This is a genomic window from Mycobacterium gastri, assembly GCF_002102175.1.
Lineage (GTDB): Bacteria > Actinomycetota > Actinomycetes > Mycobacteriales > Mycobacteriaceae > Mycobacterium > Mycobacterium gastri.
In genome coordinates this window covers 43,860-60,189 of the sequence record NZ_LQOX01000143.1, presented here as the reverse complement: position 1 = coordinate 60,189, position 16,330 = coordinate 43,860, and the positions used below count along the sequence as shown (strand labels likewise).

The following is a 16,330-nucleotide window of genomic DNA, read 5'->3' as shown; positions in this document are numbered from 1 at the left end:
GGCGACCATTCGGCTCAGCGCCGCGGCCCGTCGGCGCCTGTGGGCGATGGGCACCGGGGCGGTGACGCGGCTACCGGGGCTGTGGGCCGCGGTCCGGCCGCGTCTGCCGCGTCTGCTGGTCTGTGTCGGGGCCGGTTTGTTGCTGTATGCCAGCTTCCCGCCGATCAACTGGTGGTGGGCGGCCATTGTCGCGGTCGCGCTGCTGACCTGGGTGCTGATGCACCGGGCAACCACGCCGGTAGGTGGGCTGGGCTACGGCTTGCTGTTCGGTCTGGCGTTCTATGTGCCGTTGTTGCCGTGGATCGGCTCGCTGGTGGGACCGATGCCCTGGCTGGTGTTGGCGACGGTGTCCGCGCTGTTCCCGGGTCTTTTCGGGTTATTGGCCGTCGTGGTCCGCGGGCTGCCCGGTTGGCCGATCTGGTTTGCGGTGCTGTGGGCGGCGCAGGAGTGGCTGAAGTCGATCATGCCGTTCGGTGGTTTTCCCTGGGGGTCGGTGGCGTTCGGTCAGACCGAGGGTCCGCTGCTGCCCTTGGTCCAGCTGGGAGGTGTCGCGCTGCTGTCCGCGGGGATCGTGCTGGTGGGCTGCAGTGTGACCGCGATCGCGCTGGAAATCGAGATGTGGTGGCGGACCGGCGGCAAATCCGGGCCGGCCGAAACGGCGGCGCCGCCGGCGGTGGTGCTGCCGGGTGTGTGCATCTGCCTGGTGTTGTTGACCGCCGTCATCGTGTGGCCGCAGGTGCGGCACGCCGGCGCGGGAGCGGGCGGCGAACCGGCAGTCACCGTCGCGGTCATTCAGGGCAATGTGCCGCGTCTGGGTCTGGATTTCAATGCGCAGCGGCGAGCGGTCCTGGACAACCATGTGCAGGAGACACTGCGACTGGCCGAGGATGTCCGTGCGGGCAGTGCCCCGCGACCGCAATTCGTCGTCTGGCCCGAGGATTCGTCGGACATCGATCCGTTGGTCAATCCCGACGCTGCCCAGCAGATATCCCGGGCGGCTGCGGCGATCGGCGCGCCGATCCTGGTCGGCACCGTGCTCGACGCGCCGGGTCGACTGCAACAGGACCCGGAGTTCACCAACACGGTGATCGTCTGGAATCCGGGAACGGGGCCCGCGGACCGCCACGACAAGGAGATCGTGCAGCCCTTCGGCGAATACCTGCCCATGCCGTGGCTTTTCCGCCATCTTTCCGGCTACGCCAGCCGCGCCGGCAATTTCGTGCCCGGCACGAGTTCCGGTGTGGTGCGCATCGCGGGCGTGCCGGTCGGGGTGTCCACCTGTTGGGAGGTGATCTTCGATCGCGCCCCGCGAAAGGCCGTGCTCAACGGTGCCCAGCTGCTGACGGTGCCGAGCAACAACGCCACCTTCAACCAGACCATGAGTGAGCAGCAGCTGGCATTCGGCAAGGTGCGGGCCGTCGAGCACGACCGATACGTCGTGGTCGCCGGTACCACCGGTATCAGCGCGGTGATCGCCCCAGACGGTGCAGAGGTCGTCCGTACCGACTTCTTCGAGCCCGCCTATCTGGACACCCAGGTGCGGCTGAAGACCAGGCTGACGCCGGCGACTCGCTGGGCTCCGTTACTGCAGTGGATTCTGGTCGGGGCGGCGGGCGCGGTCGTTTTGGTCGCGATACGGCACAATGGGTGGTTCCCGCGTCCGGGGCGTCGGTTGTTCGGGCTCCCGCGTGGAGCTGGCGAGTCCGACGGACCCCCGGACGACGGCGACGACTCGGAAGCGGCGCTCCGGAACGAATCCGGGGGCGGCCTGCAGACCGCGCAAGACACTCCGCCCAACGCGGGCGGCCACCACGAGTTCGGGCGACCTGAAGGAGCTACATGACCAGCGGCCAACCTGGGGCCGAGGTGCCGGGCAATCGTCTCGGCCAGCGTGTCTTGGTGATCATTCCGACGTACAACGAGCGGGAGAACCTGCCGCTGATTCATCGGCGGGTGAAGGACGCCTGCCCCGACGTGCACGTGCTGATCATCGACGACAACAGCCCCGACGGCACCGGTCAGCTCGCCGACGAACTGGCGCAAGCCGACCCGGGCTGCACCCATGTCTTGCATCGCACCGTCAAGAACGGTCTGGGGGCGGCCTACCTGGAAGGGTTCGCCTGGGGCCTCAGCCGCGAATACTCGGTGCTTGTCGAGATGGACGCCGACGGCAGCCACGCGCCCGAACAGCTGCACCGCCTGCTGGACGCCGTCGGCGCCGGGGCCGATCTGGCCATTGGCTCACGCTATGTGCCCGGCGGAACGGTCCGTAACTGGCCGTGGCGGCGCCTGGCGCTGTCCAAGACGGCCAACACTTATTCGCGGCTCGCATTGGGTGTCGGGGTCCATGACATTACCGCCGGCTATCGCGCTTACCGCCGCGAAGTACTCGAGACGATCGATCTCGACAGCGTCGACTCCAAGGGCTATTGCTTCCAGATAGAAATGACCTGGCGCACCGTGAACAGCGGGTTCGTCGTCGTCGAAGTTCCGATCACCTTCACCGAACGCGAGATCGGCGTGTCAAAGATGAGCGGATCCAACATTCGCGAGGCGCTGGTCAAAGTCACCCGATGGGGTGTTGAGGGCAGACGTGACCGCAGTCGAGCAGCCCACGCTCGCGACCGCTCTCAACCGGCCGGATAGCGTCCGGATCAGCCGCGCCGACGCGACCGGATGATCTCAAGGCGCTCCTTGAGCAGCTCTTCGAGCTCTTCGACGGAGCGACGCTCCAGCAGCATGTCCCAGTGCGTGCGCGGAGGCTTGACCTTCTTCGGTTCGGGCAGGTCGCCCTCGATCAGGGTGCCCTCCATGCCGTTACGGCACAGCCACGTGCCGGGGATCTCGGCGTCGTCGGCGAACGGGACCTCGAACTCTTCGCCGTTCTCGGTGCGGTACCGCGCGATCTGACGTGGTGCCAGGTCGTGGTTGCGGTCGGTCTCGTAGCTCACGGCTCCCAGACGACTGCCTCTCAAGACACGATCAGCCATCGACGCTAACTCCTCTGGACTCGTTGAGCTGGTTGGCTCCGGATAGTGATTCTCTCCGCTTTAGCGAACGCCGCAGCCGGCTGCGTAGTTCCCGGGCTGGTGGACAGCACGCGACACGACCATCCGCGACCATCAATGATACCGGGATCAGGAGCCCGAGCGGACTAATGTCGGCAGGCGTGAGCCCGGCCCGACGTCAACGTGCCCGTCCCCAGCCATGCCGCTGGTGTGGACGTGACGTGACCGATGCCGGAATGGGCCGCCGCCGCCAATACTGCCGGCAGTCGTGCCGGCAGCGGGCCTATGAGCAGCGGACCATGATGACGCGGGGTGATGCCGGGGCCGCAGTGGCCCTGCCCGCCGACGCGGTGGTGTTGACGGCCGACGAAGCGGCCGATCTGTCCGACCGCATCTACCAGATGCGATGTGCGGCCGAAGACGTCGCCACCGCCCTCGACGAAGGGGCCGGCGCGCCCGAATTGCGTGAGCTGTGCGGCGAGCTGCTCCGTGCGGCCAGGGCCGCCGACGGCTGGCGCAGGGTGGGTGTCTAGCCGTTAGGCACTGGCGAACCGGGTAAAGTCGCGCCATGGACGGCGGGCTCGGTGTACCCAGGTATGCAAGCGGCCGCGGCTGCTCGCCCGCAACAGCTTCCAGGGCACCCGGCCCGCCCGCGCATATCTGGGAGTATCGGACGTTTTGAAATCCTGCCACAGTTGGCGATACTCACCAGCGACATTCTTCGGTCGGAACGCAGCACGACGCCGGTCGAAAAAGCGACGCTGGTCGGCGAAACGGCGAGGCCGATTCGTGCAACAACTTCCGTGATTCGGCGAAAGGCCGCACCCGGTCGACGACGACCAGGGCTTGGGCGAGGGTTAGGCGAGGTTAGTAATGGTTGATCAACTCCAGCATGCAACCGAAGCATTGCGGAAAGCGCTGGTCCAGGTTGAACGCCTGAAACGGACCAACCGCGCACTGCTGGAGCGGTCGAGCGAGCCGATCGCGATTGTCGGGATGTCGTGCCGCTTCCCCGGCGGGGTCGACACTCCGGAGGCCCTGTGGCAGATGGTCGCCGACGGCCGCGACGTGATGTCCGAGTTCCCCACCGACCGCGGCTGGGACCTGGCCGGGCTGTTCGATCCCGATCCCGACACACCCCACAAGTCGTATGCCAGCACCGGCGGGTTCGTCGACGGTGTCGCCGACTTCGATCCCGCGTTCTTCGGCATTGTCCCCAGCGAAGCGCTGGCGATGGATCCACAGCACCGAATGCTGCTGCAGCTGTCGTGGGAGGCGCTGGAGCGAGCCGGGATCGATCCCACGCGGTTACGCGGGAGCGCCACCGGTGTGTTCGCCGGACTCATCGTCCAGGGCTACGGCATGTTCGCCGAGGAGATCGAGGGCTACCGGCTGACCGGCATGACCTCCAGCGTCGCCTCCGGCCGGGTGTCGTATGTGTTGGGTTTGGAGGGCCCGGCGGTATCGGTGGATACGGCGTGTTCGTCGTCATTGGTGGCGTTGCATATGGCGGTGCAGTCGCTGCGTTCGGGGGAGTGCGACCTGGCGCTGGCCGGGGGCGCCACCGTCAACGCCACACCGACCGTCTTCGTGGAGTTCAGCCGGCACCGGGGGCTGGCGCCGGACGGGCGCTGCAAGGCCTACGCGGGCGCTGCCGACGGGGTTGGCTGGTCCGAGGGTGGGGGCATGTTGGTGGTGGAGCGGCTCTCGGATGCGCGGCGGTTGGGGCATCCGGTGTTGGCGGTGGTGCGGGGTTCGGCGGTCAATCAGGATGGGGCCTCGAATGGGTTGACGGCGCCCAATGGTCCGTCGCAGCAGCGGGTGGTGCGGGCGGCGTTGGCCAATGCGGGGTTGAGCGTGGCGGATGTGGATGTGGTCGAGGGTCATGGGACCGGGACCACGTTGGGTGATCCGATTGAGGCGCAGGCGTTGTTGGCCACCTATGGGCAGGGTCGTAGCGAGCCGCTCTGGTTGGGGTCGGTCAAGTCGAATATGGGTCATACCCAGGCGGCGGCGGGGGTGGCCGGGGTGATCAAGATGGTGTTGGCGATGCGCCATGAGTTGTTGCCGGCGACGTTGCATGTCGATGAGCCGTCTCCGCATGTGGATTGGTCGGCGGGGGCGGTGTCGTTGTTGACCCAGCCGCAGCCGTGGCCGGGTGATGGCCGGGTGAGACGGGCGGGGGTGTCGTCGTTTGGGATCAGTGGCACTAATGCGCATGTGATTGTCGAGGCGGTGGCCGGTGAGCAGCGCCGGGAGGTCGGGCCGCGGCCGGTGGTGCCGTGGGTGGTTTCGGCGAAGTCGGATGCGGCGTTGCGGGCGCAGGCGGTGCGGTTGGCCGGGTATCTGCGGGCTCATGACGAGTTGGATGTCGCCGATGTGGGGTGGTCGTTGGCGGGGCGTTCGACGTTTGAGCATCGTGCGGTGGTGGTCGGTGGGGATCGGGAGCGGTTGCTGGCCGGGTTGGACGAGTTGGCCGGCGACGAGGTCGGGTCGGTGGTTCGCGGCACCGCGACACCGGCGGGCAAGACGGTGTTCGTCTTCCCCGGCCAAGGCTCCCAGTGGGTCGGCATGGGTGTCGAATTGCTTGACACCGCACCGGTATTCGCACAGCAGATCGAGGCGTGTGCCGAGGCGTTCGCCGAATTCGTCGACTGGTCGCTGACCGACGTGCTGCGCGGCGCCCCGGGCGCCCCCGGCCTCGACCGGGTGGACGTGGTGCAGCCGGTGCTGTTTGCGGTGATGGTGTCGCTGGCCGAGTTGTGGAAGTCGATCGGCGTGCGGCCGGACGCCGTCATCGGTCATTCCCAGGGCGAGATCGCCGCCGCGTACGTTGCCGGTGCGCTGTCGCTGCGCGACGCCGCCAAGGTGGTGACGCTGCGCAGCTCGTTGCTGACCGGGCTCGCCGGTCCGGGCGGCATGGTGTCGCTGGCGTGCGGCGCCGAGCAGGCGCAGGAGTTGTTGGCGCCCTTCGGAACTCGGATCAGCATCGCCGCGGTCAACGGCCGTTCGGCCGTCGTGGTGTCGGGTGAGGCGGCTGAGCTGGAGGAGCTGATCCAGGTTTGCGCCGACCGTGAGCTGCGCACCCGCCGGATCGAGGTGGACTATGCCTCGCATTCGGCAGAGGTCGAAGCCATTCGGGACCAGCTCACCGGCGCCCTTGCGGGTATCGAGCCGCGTTCCTCGCGCACGGTCTTCTTCTCCTCGGTGACCGGAAACCGTTTGGACACAGCAGGGTTGGACGCCGACTACTGGTACCGCAACATCCGCCAGACCGTGCAGTTCGACCAGGCGGTGCGCAGCGCATGTGAACACGGGCACCGCACCTTCATCGAGTCCAGCCCGCATCCCGCGCTGATCGCCGGCATCGAGGACACCGCCAACCACTGCACGGCTGACTCAGAACCCGTCGTCGTTCCCACCCTCGGCCGCGAGGACGGCGGGCTCGACAGGTTCCTGTTGTCCGCCGCTGCCGCCTTCGTCGCAGGTGTGCAGGTGGATTGGCGTGGCGCACTGGACGGAGCCGGGTTCGTCGAGCTGCCGACGTATGCCTTTGAGAAGCGCCGGTTTTGGCTCTCGGGCGAGGGCATGGGCGCCGACGCATCCGGTTTGGGATTGACAGCCGGTCAGCACGCGTTGCTGGGCGCCGTGGTGGAACTGCCGGCATCGGGTGGCGTGGTTTTGACGGGCCGGTTGTCCATCAGCTCCCAGGCCTGGCTGTCCGATCACGCCGTGTCCGGCGTCGTGGTGTTCCCCGGCACCGGCTTCGTCGAATTGGCGATCCGCGCCGGCGACGAAGTCGGCTGCCCGGTGGTCGACGAGCTCACCCTGCGGACACCACTGCTGCTGCCGGCGGCGGGATCGGTGGCGGTGCAGGTGGTGGTCGGCGCCGCAGCGGAGTCTTCGGAGCGCAGCGTCTCGGTCTATTCGCGCGCCGACGTCGACGCCGGTTCGGTGTGGGTGTGCCACGCCGAGGGGACGTTGCGCGCTGGGACCGTTGAACCCGCGGCCGACCTGTCGGTGTGGCCGCCCGCAGGTGCCGCCGCCGTGGATGTGTCCGACGGCTACCAGCGGCTGGCGAAGCGCGGCTACGGGTATGGTCCGGCATTTCGCGGGTTGACCGCGCTATGGGCTCGCGGTGACGAGCTGTTCGCCGAGGTGAGGTTGCCGGAGGCGGCCGGCGGCGTGGCCGGGTTCGGGTTGCACCCCGCGCTACTGGACGCGGCGTTGCACACCGCGGTGATCGCGAATCCGGACGCCGAATTGGTTCTGCCGTTCTCCTGGCAACGGGTGTCGTTGCATGCCACCGGGGCATCGGCGGTACGGGTGCGGATCGCGCCGGCCGGACCGTCAGCGGTCTCGGTCGAGCTTGCCGACGACCTCGGCTTGCCGGTGCTGTCGGTCGCCGCGATGGTGGCCCGACCGGTCAGCGAGCAGCAACTGCGGACCGTGTTGTCCGGTGCGGGTGCGGACCGACTGTTCGAGCTGGTCTGGTCACCTGCGAGGACCGCCAGCGCTGACGCGCCCTCGTGCTACGACGTCTTCGAATGTGTTGCCGCTGTTGACGATCCGGTGGCCGCGACCCACGAAACCGCCCGCCGGGCGCTGGCGGCCGTGCAGACGTGGCTGGCCGAGCATGAGTCCGGAGTGTTGGTGGTCGCCACCCGGGGCGCAATGGCGTTGCCGGGTGAGGACGTCACCGACCTGGCGGGGGCCGCGGTGTGGGGGTTGGTGCGGTCAGCGCAAACCGAAAACCCTGGCCGGTTGATCTTGCTGGATTCCGATGTGCCACAGGATGATTCGGCGATACCCGTGGCACTGGCGGTGGGCGAGCCGCAGGTGCTGCTGCGCAACGGACAGGCCTACACCCCGCGGGTGCATGCCAGCCGCGACGTTGACGGCATCCTGGTGCCGCCGGCCGGCGGGCCGTGGCGGCTGGGTCTGAGCAGTGCGGGCACCTTCGAGAACCTGCGGCTGGAGCCGGTTCCCAACGCCGCCGCACCGTTGGGTCCCGGCCAGGTTCGGGTGGCCATGCGCGCCATCGCCGCGAACTTCCGCGACATCATGATCACCCTGGGCATGTTCACCCACGATGCGTTGATCGGCGGCGAAGGCGCCGGCGTCGTCGTCGAGGTCGGGCCGGGAGTGACCGAATTCGTGGTCGGGGATTCGGTATACGGGTTCTTCCCCGACGGCAGTGGCACGCTGGTGGCCGGCGACGTTCGGTTGCTGCTGCCGATGCCCGCCGACTGGTCATACGCCGAAGCCGCCGCCATCTCAGCGGTTTTCACCACCGCGTACTACGCCTTCGTGCACCTGGCCGACGTTCGGCCAGGCCAGCGGGTGCTGGTGCACGCCGCCACCGGCGGGGTCGGCATGGCGGCCGTGCAGCTGGCCCGGCACCTGGGTCTGGAGGTGTTCGCCACCGCCAGTAAGGGTAAATGGGACACCCTGCGCGCCATGGGCTTTGACGAAGAGCACATCTCCGACTCGCGCAGCCTGGAATTCGAAGAAAAATTCCGTACGGTCACCGGCGGCCGCGGCGTGGACGTCGTATTGGACTCGCTGGCCGGTGAATTCGTCGACGCGTCGCTACGCCTGCTGGGCCCCGGCGGGGTATTCCTCGAGATGGGCAAGACCGACATCCGCGACCCCGGCGTGATCGCACAGGAATATCCGGGTGTGCGCTACCGCGCCTTCGACCTGTTCGAACCCGGCCGTCCCCGCATGCACCAGTACATGCTCGAACTGGCCGCATTGTTCGACGCCGGGGTGTTGCGGCCATTGCCGGTGACGACGTTTGACATCCGGCGGGCGCCGGCGGCCTTGCGCTACCTGAGTCAGGCCCGCCATATCGGCAAGGTCGTCATGAGCATGCCCGACGCATGGGCCGCCGGCACCGTCCTGATCAGCGGTGGAACCGGCATGGCCGGTTCGGTATTGGCGCGTCACGTCGTGACCCGCCACGGGGTCCGTCATCTGGTGTTGCTCAGCCGACGCGGTGCCGACGCTCCCGGGGCCGCGGAGTTGGTGACCGAGCTGGCCGCCGCCGGCGCGCAGGTGCAGGTGGTGGCGTGTGACGCGACCGACCGGGCGGCACTGGCCGACGTGATCGCCGGCGTCCCGGCGCAGCGCCCGTTGTCCGCCGTGATCCATGCGGCCGGTGTGCTTGACGACGCGGTGATTTCGTCGTTGACACCGGAACGCGTCGATGCCGTACTGCGGGCCAAGGTCGATTCGGTGTGGAACTTGCACGAGCTGACCCGTGACCTGGATGTGGCTGCGTTCGTGATGTTTTCGTCGATGGCTGGGCTGGTTGGGTCGTCGGGACAGGCCAACTATGCGGCGGCCAACACCTTCCTGGACGGGTTGGCCGCGCACCGGCGGGCCCGCGGGTTGCCGGCGATATCGCTGGGTTGGGGGCTGTGGGAGCAGGCCAGCGACATGACCGGCGGACTCGACGCCGCCGACCGTGCCCGGCTGGGTCGCGAAGGTGTGCTGGCGTTGGCCTCGGATGAGGCGATGGAGTTGTTCGACACCGCGCTGATCGTCGACCAGCCGTTCCTGGCGCCCGCTCGCATCGACCTGGGCGCACTGCGGGCCCACGCGGTGGCGGTGCCGCCGATGTTCAGCGATCTGGTCAACGGGCCGACGAGGCGCCAGGTCGATGACTCGCTGGCTGCCGCCAAGTCGAAATCGGCGCTGGCGCATCGCCTGCACGGTCTGCCCGAAGCCGAACAGCACGCCGTGGTGCTGGATTTGGTGCGGTCCCACATCGCCACCGTCCTGGGCAACATCGCCCCTGAGGCCGTTGATGCGGACAAGGCGTTCCAGGAATTGGGCTTCGACTCGCTGACCGCGGTCGAAATGCGCAACCGGCTCAAAACCGCCACCGGCCTTACGCTTTCACCCACACTTATCTTCGACTACCCGACCCCCAACAGCCTGGCCGGCTACATTCGCGGCGAACTCGCCGGTGTTCCCCAGGAAATCAAGCCCGTACCGGCCGTGCGCGCTACGGGAGACGACCCGATTGCCATCGTGGGCATGGCCTGCCGCTACCCCGGTGGGATCGACTCGCCAGATGACCTGTGGGACATGCTGGTTCAGGGCCGCGATGTGCTGTCCGAATTCCCCGACGACCGGGGCTGGGAGCTGGCGGGGCTGTTCAACCCGGACCCCGACGTGCGCGGCGCCTGCTACACCAGCACCGGCGGCTTTGTGGACCGGGTGGGCGACTTCGATGCCGCGTTCTTCGGCGTCGGGCCCAGTGAGGCCCTGGCGATGGACCCCCAGCAGCGCATGTTCCTGGAGCTGTCGTGGGAAGCCTTGGAGCGAGCCGGAATCGAGCCCGGCAGTCTGCGCGGCAGCGCCACCGGTGTGTTCGCCGGAGTCATGACGCAGGGCTACGGCATGTTCGCCGCCGAACCGGTGGAAGGCTTCCGGCTGACCGGCCAGCTGTCCAGTGTGGCCTCCGGCCGGGTGTCGTATGTGTTGGGTTTGGAGGGCCCGGCGGTGTCGGTGGACACGGCGTGCTCGTCGTCGTTGGTGGCGTTGCATATGGCGGTGCAGTCGCTGCGTTCGGGGGAGTGCGACCTGGCGCTGGCCGGCGGAGTGACCATCAACGCCACACCCGACATCTTCGTGGAATTCAGTCGCTGGCGCGGATTGTCACCCGACGGGCGCTGCAAGGCGTTCGCCGGCGCGGCCGACGGCACCGGCTTCTCCGAGGGTGGGGGCATGTTGGTGGTGGAGCGGCTTTCGGATGCGCGGCGGTTGGGGCATCCGGTGTTGGCGGTGGTGCGGGGTTCGGCGGTCAATCAGGATGGGGCCTCGAATGGGTTGACGGCGCCCAATGGTCCGTCGCAGCAGCGGGTGGTGCGGGCGGCGTTGGCCAATGCGGGGTTGAGCGTGGCGGATGTGGATGTGGTCGAGGGTCATGGGACCGGGACCACGTTGGGTGATCCGATTGAGGCGCAGGCGTTGTTGGCCACCTATGGGCAGGGTCGTAGCGAGCCGCTCTGGTTGGGGTCGATCAAGTCGAATATGGGTCATACCCAGGCGGCGGCGGGGGTGGCCGGGGTGATCAAGATGGTGTTGGCGATGCGCCATGAGTTGTTGCCGGCGACGTTGCATGTCGATGAGCCGTCTCCGCATGTGGATTGGTCGGCGGGGGCGGTGTCGTTGTTGACGTCGCCGCAGCCGTGGCCGGGTGATGGCCGGGTGAGACGGGCGGGGGTGTCGTCGTTTGGGATCAGTGGCACTAATGCGCATGTGATTGTCGAGGCGGTGGCCGGTGAGCAGCGCCGGGAGGTCGGGCCGCGGCCGGTGGTGCCGTGGGTGGTTTCGGCGAAGTCGGATGCGGCGTTGCGGGGGCAGGCGGTGCGGTTGGCCGGGTATCTGCGGGCCCAAGATGAGCTGGATGTCGCCGATGTGGGGTGGTCGTTGGCGGGGCGTTCGACGTTTGAGCATCGTGCGGTGGTGGTCGGCGGGGATCGGGAGCGGTTGCTGGCCGGGTTGGATGAGTTGGCCGGCGACGAGGTCGGGTCGGTGGTTCGCGGTACCGCGACACCGGCGGGCAAGACGGTGTTCGTCTTCCCCGGCCAAGGCTCCCAATTGCTGGGCATGGGAATGGGATTGCATGCCGGATATCCGGTGTTCGCCGAGGCGTTCAACACCGTGGTCGCCGAATTGGACCGCCACCTGCTGCGCCCACTGCGGGAAGTCGTCTGGGGCCATGACGAAAACCTGCTGAACACAACCGAATTCGCGCAGCCGGCGCTGTTCGCGCTGGAAGTCGCGCTGTACCGGCTGCTGGAGTCCTGGGGAATGCGACCGGACTTCGTGATGGGCCACTCGGTCGGTGAAATCTCGGCGGCACATGTAGCCGGCGTGCTGTCCCTGGAAAACGCCGCGGTACTGGTCGCCGCGCGCGGCCGGTTCATGCAGGCCCTGCCGCCCGGCGGAGCGATGGTCGCGGTGGCCGCCACCGAAGCAGAAGTTGCGCCCTTGCTGAGCGCCGACGTCAGCGTCGCCGCGGTCAACGGCCCAGCCTCGGTGGTGATTTCCGGTGCCGAGGTCGCGGTGCTTGCGCTCGCCGACCGGCTGCGCGCTGACGGCCGACGGGTGCATCGACTGGCCGTCTCGCACGCGTTCCACTCGCCACTGATGGACCCGATGATCGACGAATTCGGAGCCGTGGCAAGCGGTCTGGCCACCGGACAACCCGCGATTCCGGTCATCTCCAACGTCACCGGCGCGCTGGCCGACGACGACTTCGGCTCCCCGGCCTACTGGAAGCGTCATGTCCGGGAGGCGGTGCGCTTCGCCGACAGCGTCCGATTCGCCCAATCGGCCGGTGCCACCCGCTTCTTCGAGGTCGGGCCGGGCAGCGGCCTCACCGTGTCGATTGAGGAATCGCTGCCGGATACCGGGATCCTGACGATCTCCGCGCTGCGCAAGGATCGGCCCGAGCCGGTGACTTTGGTCAACGCCGTGGCGCAAGCGTTCGTCGCCGGCGGCAACGTGGATTGGCGCACGGTGGTGGGGCAGGCGAATTTCGTCGAATTGCCAACCTACGCATTCCAGCGGCGGCGGTTCTGGCTGTCCGCTGACGGCGTTGCGGCCGACGCCGCCGATCTGGGGCTACAGGCCGGCGAGCATGCGCTGCTGGGCGCGGTGGTGGAGTTGCCGACTTCCGGCGGCGTGGTGCTGACCGGGCGGTTGTCCTTGCGCGCGCAGGGTTGGCTGGCCGATCATGCCGTCGGCGGCGTGGTGATCTTCCCCGGAGCGGGCTTCGTCGAGTTGGCGATTCGTGCCGGCGACGAAGTGGGCTGCACAGTGGTCGACGAGTTGACCCTCGCCGCGCCATTGGTGTTACCGGCCGGGACATCGGTTGCGGTTGAGGTGATCGTGGGCGGTGCGGACGAGTCCGGCGCTCGTGCGGTGTCGGTGTATTCCCGCGCGGAGGCCGGCGCCGGCTGGGTATTGCATGCCGAGGGCACGCTGGCTAACGGGTCCGCAGCTCCGACAACCGATTTGGCGGCGTGGCCACCCGTGGGCGCGGTACCGGTGGAGGTCGCCGACGGGTACGAGCGGTTGGCCGAGCGCGGGTACGGCTACGGCCCGGCATTCCGCGGCCTGAACGCGATGTGGCGCCGCGGCGATGAAGTCTTCGCCGAGGTTTCCTTGCCGGCCGACGCCGGGGTGTCGGTCGCGGGCTTCGGAGTTCATCCGGTGATGCTGGATGCGGCGTTGCACGCGGTGATTCTGGCCTCCAACGGCGCCGACGATTTCGGCGTAGCCGACGGCTCGGTGCTCGTTCCGTTCTCCTGGCAAGGCGTGTCGCTGCATGCCGCCGGCGCATCGGCGGTTCGGGCGCGTATCGCGCCGGTGGGGCCGTCCAAAGTGTCGATCGAGCTGGCTGACGGGCTCGGCTTACCGGTGCTGTCGGTCGCGTCGATGCTGGCGCGGCCCGTCACCGATCAGCAGCTGCGCGCCGCGGTATCCGGGTCGGGTCCGGACCGGCTGTTCCAGGTGGACTGGTCGGCCCAGCCGTCGGCCGACCTGGAACCGGTGCCCGTACAGGCGTGGGGCACAACAGCGGACAGCGACTCCTCAACGGTGGTCTTCGAATCCATGCCGGTGGCTGGCGACGCGGTGGCGGGTGTCTACACCGCCACGAACTCGGTGCTCGACGTGCTGCAGTCCTGGCTGATTCGCGACGGCGCAGGGGTATTGGTCGTGACGACGCGCGGCGCTGTCGCGCTTCCCGGCGAAGATGTCACCGACCTGGCGGGCGCGGCGGTGTGGGGCCTGGTGCGCTCGGCGCAGACCGAGCATCCCGGACGTATCGTGCTGGTCGATACCGATGCGGCCCTGGACGAATCGGCGCTGGCGGCGGTGTTGGCCGCCGGCGAGCCGCAGGTGTTGTGGCGCGGGGGGCAGGTGTACATTGCCCGCGTCCACGGCAGCCGCGCCGTTGGGGCTCTGTTGGTTCCCCCGGGCGACGGGCCGTGGCGATTGGGCATGAGCGCAGCCGGCACGTTCGAAAACCTGCGGCTGGAACCGATTCCCGACGCCGACGCCCCGCTGCGGCCCGGACACGTCCGGGTGGCGTTGTCGGCGGTGGCAGCGAATTTCCGGGACGTCATGATCTCACTGGGGCTCTACCCCGACCCCGACGCCGTGATGGGTGTCGAGGCATCCGGTGTCGTCCTCGAAACCGGCCCCGAAACCGGGCCAGACGAAGGTGGTTTCGCCGTCGGCGACCGAGTCATGGGCTTGTTCCCGGAAGGCACCGGAACGATCGCCACCACCGATCACAGGCTGCTGGTCAAGGTTCCGGCGGGCTGGTCGCACACCGCGGCCGCCACCACGTCGGTGGTGTTCGCCACCGCCTACTACGCGCTGCGCGATTTGGCATCCGCGCGGCCGGGGCAGCGGATCCTGGTGCACGCCGCCACCGGCGGTGTCGGTATGGCGGCGGTGCAGCTGGCCCGGCATTGGGGCCTCGAGGTATTCGCCACCGCCAGCAAGGGCAAGTGGGACACGTTGCGGGCCATGGGCTTTGACGACGACCATATCTCCGACTCGCGCAGCCTGGAATTCGAGGACAAGTTCCGCGCTACTACCGGTGGGCGCGGTGTGGACGTGGTCCTGGACTCGCTGGCCGGTGATTTCGTGGACGCGTCGCTGCGTCTGGTCGCACCGGGCGGAGCGTTCCTGGAGATGGGCAAGACCGACATCCGCGACGCTGGCGTGGTCGGGCAGCAGCACCCGGGGGTGCGCTACCGCGCCTTCGACCTCTTCGAGGCCGGAGCGGACCGCATTGCGCAGATACTTGCCGAGCTGGCCGCCCTGTTCGACGACGAGGTGCTGCGGCCGTTGCCGGTCACGACATTCGACGTGCGTCGCGCGCCTGCGGCGTTGCGGTACCTGAGCCAGGCACGCCATGTCGGCAAGGTGGTGATGACCATGCCGGACGCGTGGGCGGCCGGCACCGTGCTGATCACCGGCGGGACCGGCATGGCCGGCTCGGCGTTGGCGCGCCACGTCGTGACTCGTCACGGGGTGCGTCGACTGGTCCTGGTCAGCCGGCACGGCCCGGACGCACCCGGGGCCGAGGAATTGGTGGCCGAATTGAGCGGGGCCGGCGCGCAGGTGCACGTGGTCGCTTGTGATGCCGTCGATCGGGTCGCGTTGGCAAAGGTGATCGCCGATATCCCGGTCCAGCATCCGCTGTCGGCCGTGATCCACACCGCGGGCGCACTCGATGACGCCGTGGTGACCTCGCTGACACCGCAGCGGCTGGAAACGGTAATGCGGGCCAAGGTCGATGCGGCGTGGAATCTGCACGAGCTGACCTGCGATCTGGATGTGTCTGCCTTCGTGATGTTTTCGTCGATGGCCGGGCTGGTGGGGTCGTCAGGACAGGCCAACTATGCGGCCGCCAACTCGTTCCTGGACGGGCTGGCCGTCCACCGGCGGGCGCACGGCCTGCCGGCAATCTCGCTGGGTTGGGGTCTGTGGAATCAGGCCAGCGCCATGACCGGCGGGTTGGCGAGCGTCGACTTCAAGCGGTTCGCCCGCGACGGCATCGTGGCGATGTCGTCAGATGAAGCGCTGGAATTGCTCGACACCGCAATGATTGTCGACGAGCCTTTCATGTTGCCCGCCATTATCGACTTTGCCGCGTTGCGGGTCAAATTCGATAATGGCACGCTGCCACCGATGTTCGTCGACCTGATCAACGCGCCCACCCGGCGCCAGGTCGACGACTCGCTGGCCGCGGCCAAATCGAAATCCGCGCTGCTGCAACGTCTGGACGGCCTGCCCGAAGACGAGCAGCACGCCATCCTGCTGGATCTGGTGCGGTCCAACATCGCGACCGTACTCGGCAATTCCAGCTCGGAAGCGATCGACCCGGACCGGGCGTTCCAGGAGCTGGGCTTCGATTCGCTAACCGCGGTCGAGATGCGCAACAGGCTCAAATCCGCGACCGGTCTGGCGCTTTCGCCGACGCTCATTTTCGACTACCCCAATTCGGCTGCGCTGGCCGGCTACATGCACCGCGAACTATTGGGTTCGGCGCCGCACGACGCCCCGGCCACCGCCCCCGGCGAGGCCGAACTGCAGCGCGTGGTCGCATCCATTCCGATCAAGCGCCTTCGGCAGGCGGGAGTGCTGGACCTGTTGCTGTCGCTGGCCCAGGAAACCGAGGTGAACGGTCAGCCTGAGGCAGCGACCACCGAGAAAGACATTGCCGACATGGACCTCGATGACCTGGTCAACGCCGCATTCATGGACGACGACGAATAGCC

3 protein-coding genes and 1 pseudogene are annotated in these 16,330 nt (G+C 68.1%); 3 read left to right on the top strand and 1 reads right to left on the bottom strand.

Annotated features, from left to right (window positions below):
* Positions 1-46: 46 nt before the first annotated feature.
* Positions 47-2,680: pseudogene (gene lnt, locus AWC07_RS23375) on the top strand (apolipoprotein N-acyltransferase).
* Here lnt and rbpA read toward each other — a convergent pair.
* Positions 2,655-2,990 carry an RNA polymerase-binding protein RbpA gene (gene rbpA / locus AWC07_RS23365; protein ID WP_023364597.1) on the bottom strand — a complete coding sequence of 112 codons (336 nt, stop codon included), beginning with the start codon at positions 2,988-2,990 and terminating at the stop codon, positions 2,655-2,657. The pseudogene lnt and the gene rbpA overlap by 26 nt on opposite strands.
* A gap of 167 nt (positions 2,991-3,157) precedes the next feature.
* On the opposite strand from rbpA, the gene AWC07_RS28190 reads away from it, so the two are divergent.
* Both AWC07_RS28190 and AWC07_RS23355 read left to right on the top strand, forming a co-directional pair.
* Positions 3,158-3,541 carry a hypothetical protein gene (locus AWC07_RS28190; RefSeq protein ID WP_084293504.1) on the top strand — a complete coding sequence of 128 codons (384 nt, stop codon included), beginning with the start codon at positions 3,158-3,160 and terminating at the stop codon, positions 3,539-3,541.
* A 340-nt stretch (positions 3,542-3,881) separates the two neighbouring features.
* The gene (locus AWC07_RS23355; protein WP_085105255.1) at positions 3,882-16,328 is read left to right on the top strand and encodes a type I polyketide synthase; all 12,447 of its coding nucleotides are present in this window, start codon (positions 3,882-3,884) and stop codon (positions 16,326-16,328) included.
* Positions 16,329-16,330 lie beyond the last annotated feature (2 nt).

Bases quoted from the DNA above. Each gene is read 5' to 3' on its own strand.
- AWC07_RS28190 (WP_084293504.1), top strand. From the start codon at position 3,158: ATGTCGGCAGGCGTGAGCCCGGCCCGACGTCAACGTGCCCGTCCCCAG.
- rbpA (WP_023364597.1), bottom strand. From the start codon at position 2,990: ATGGCTGATCGTGTCTTGAGAGGCAGTCGTCTGGGAGCCGTGAGCTAC.
- AWC07_RS23355 (WP_085105255.1), top strand. From the start codon at position 3,882: ATGGTTGATCAACTCCAGCATGCAACCGAAGCATTGCGGAAAGCGCTG.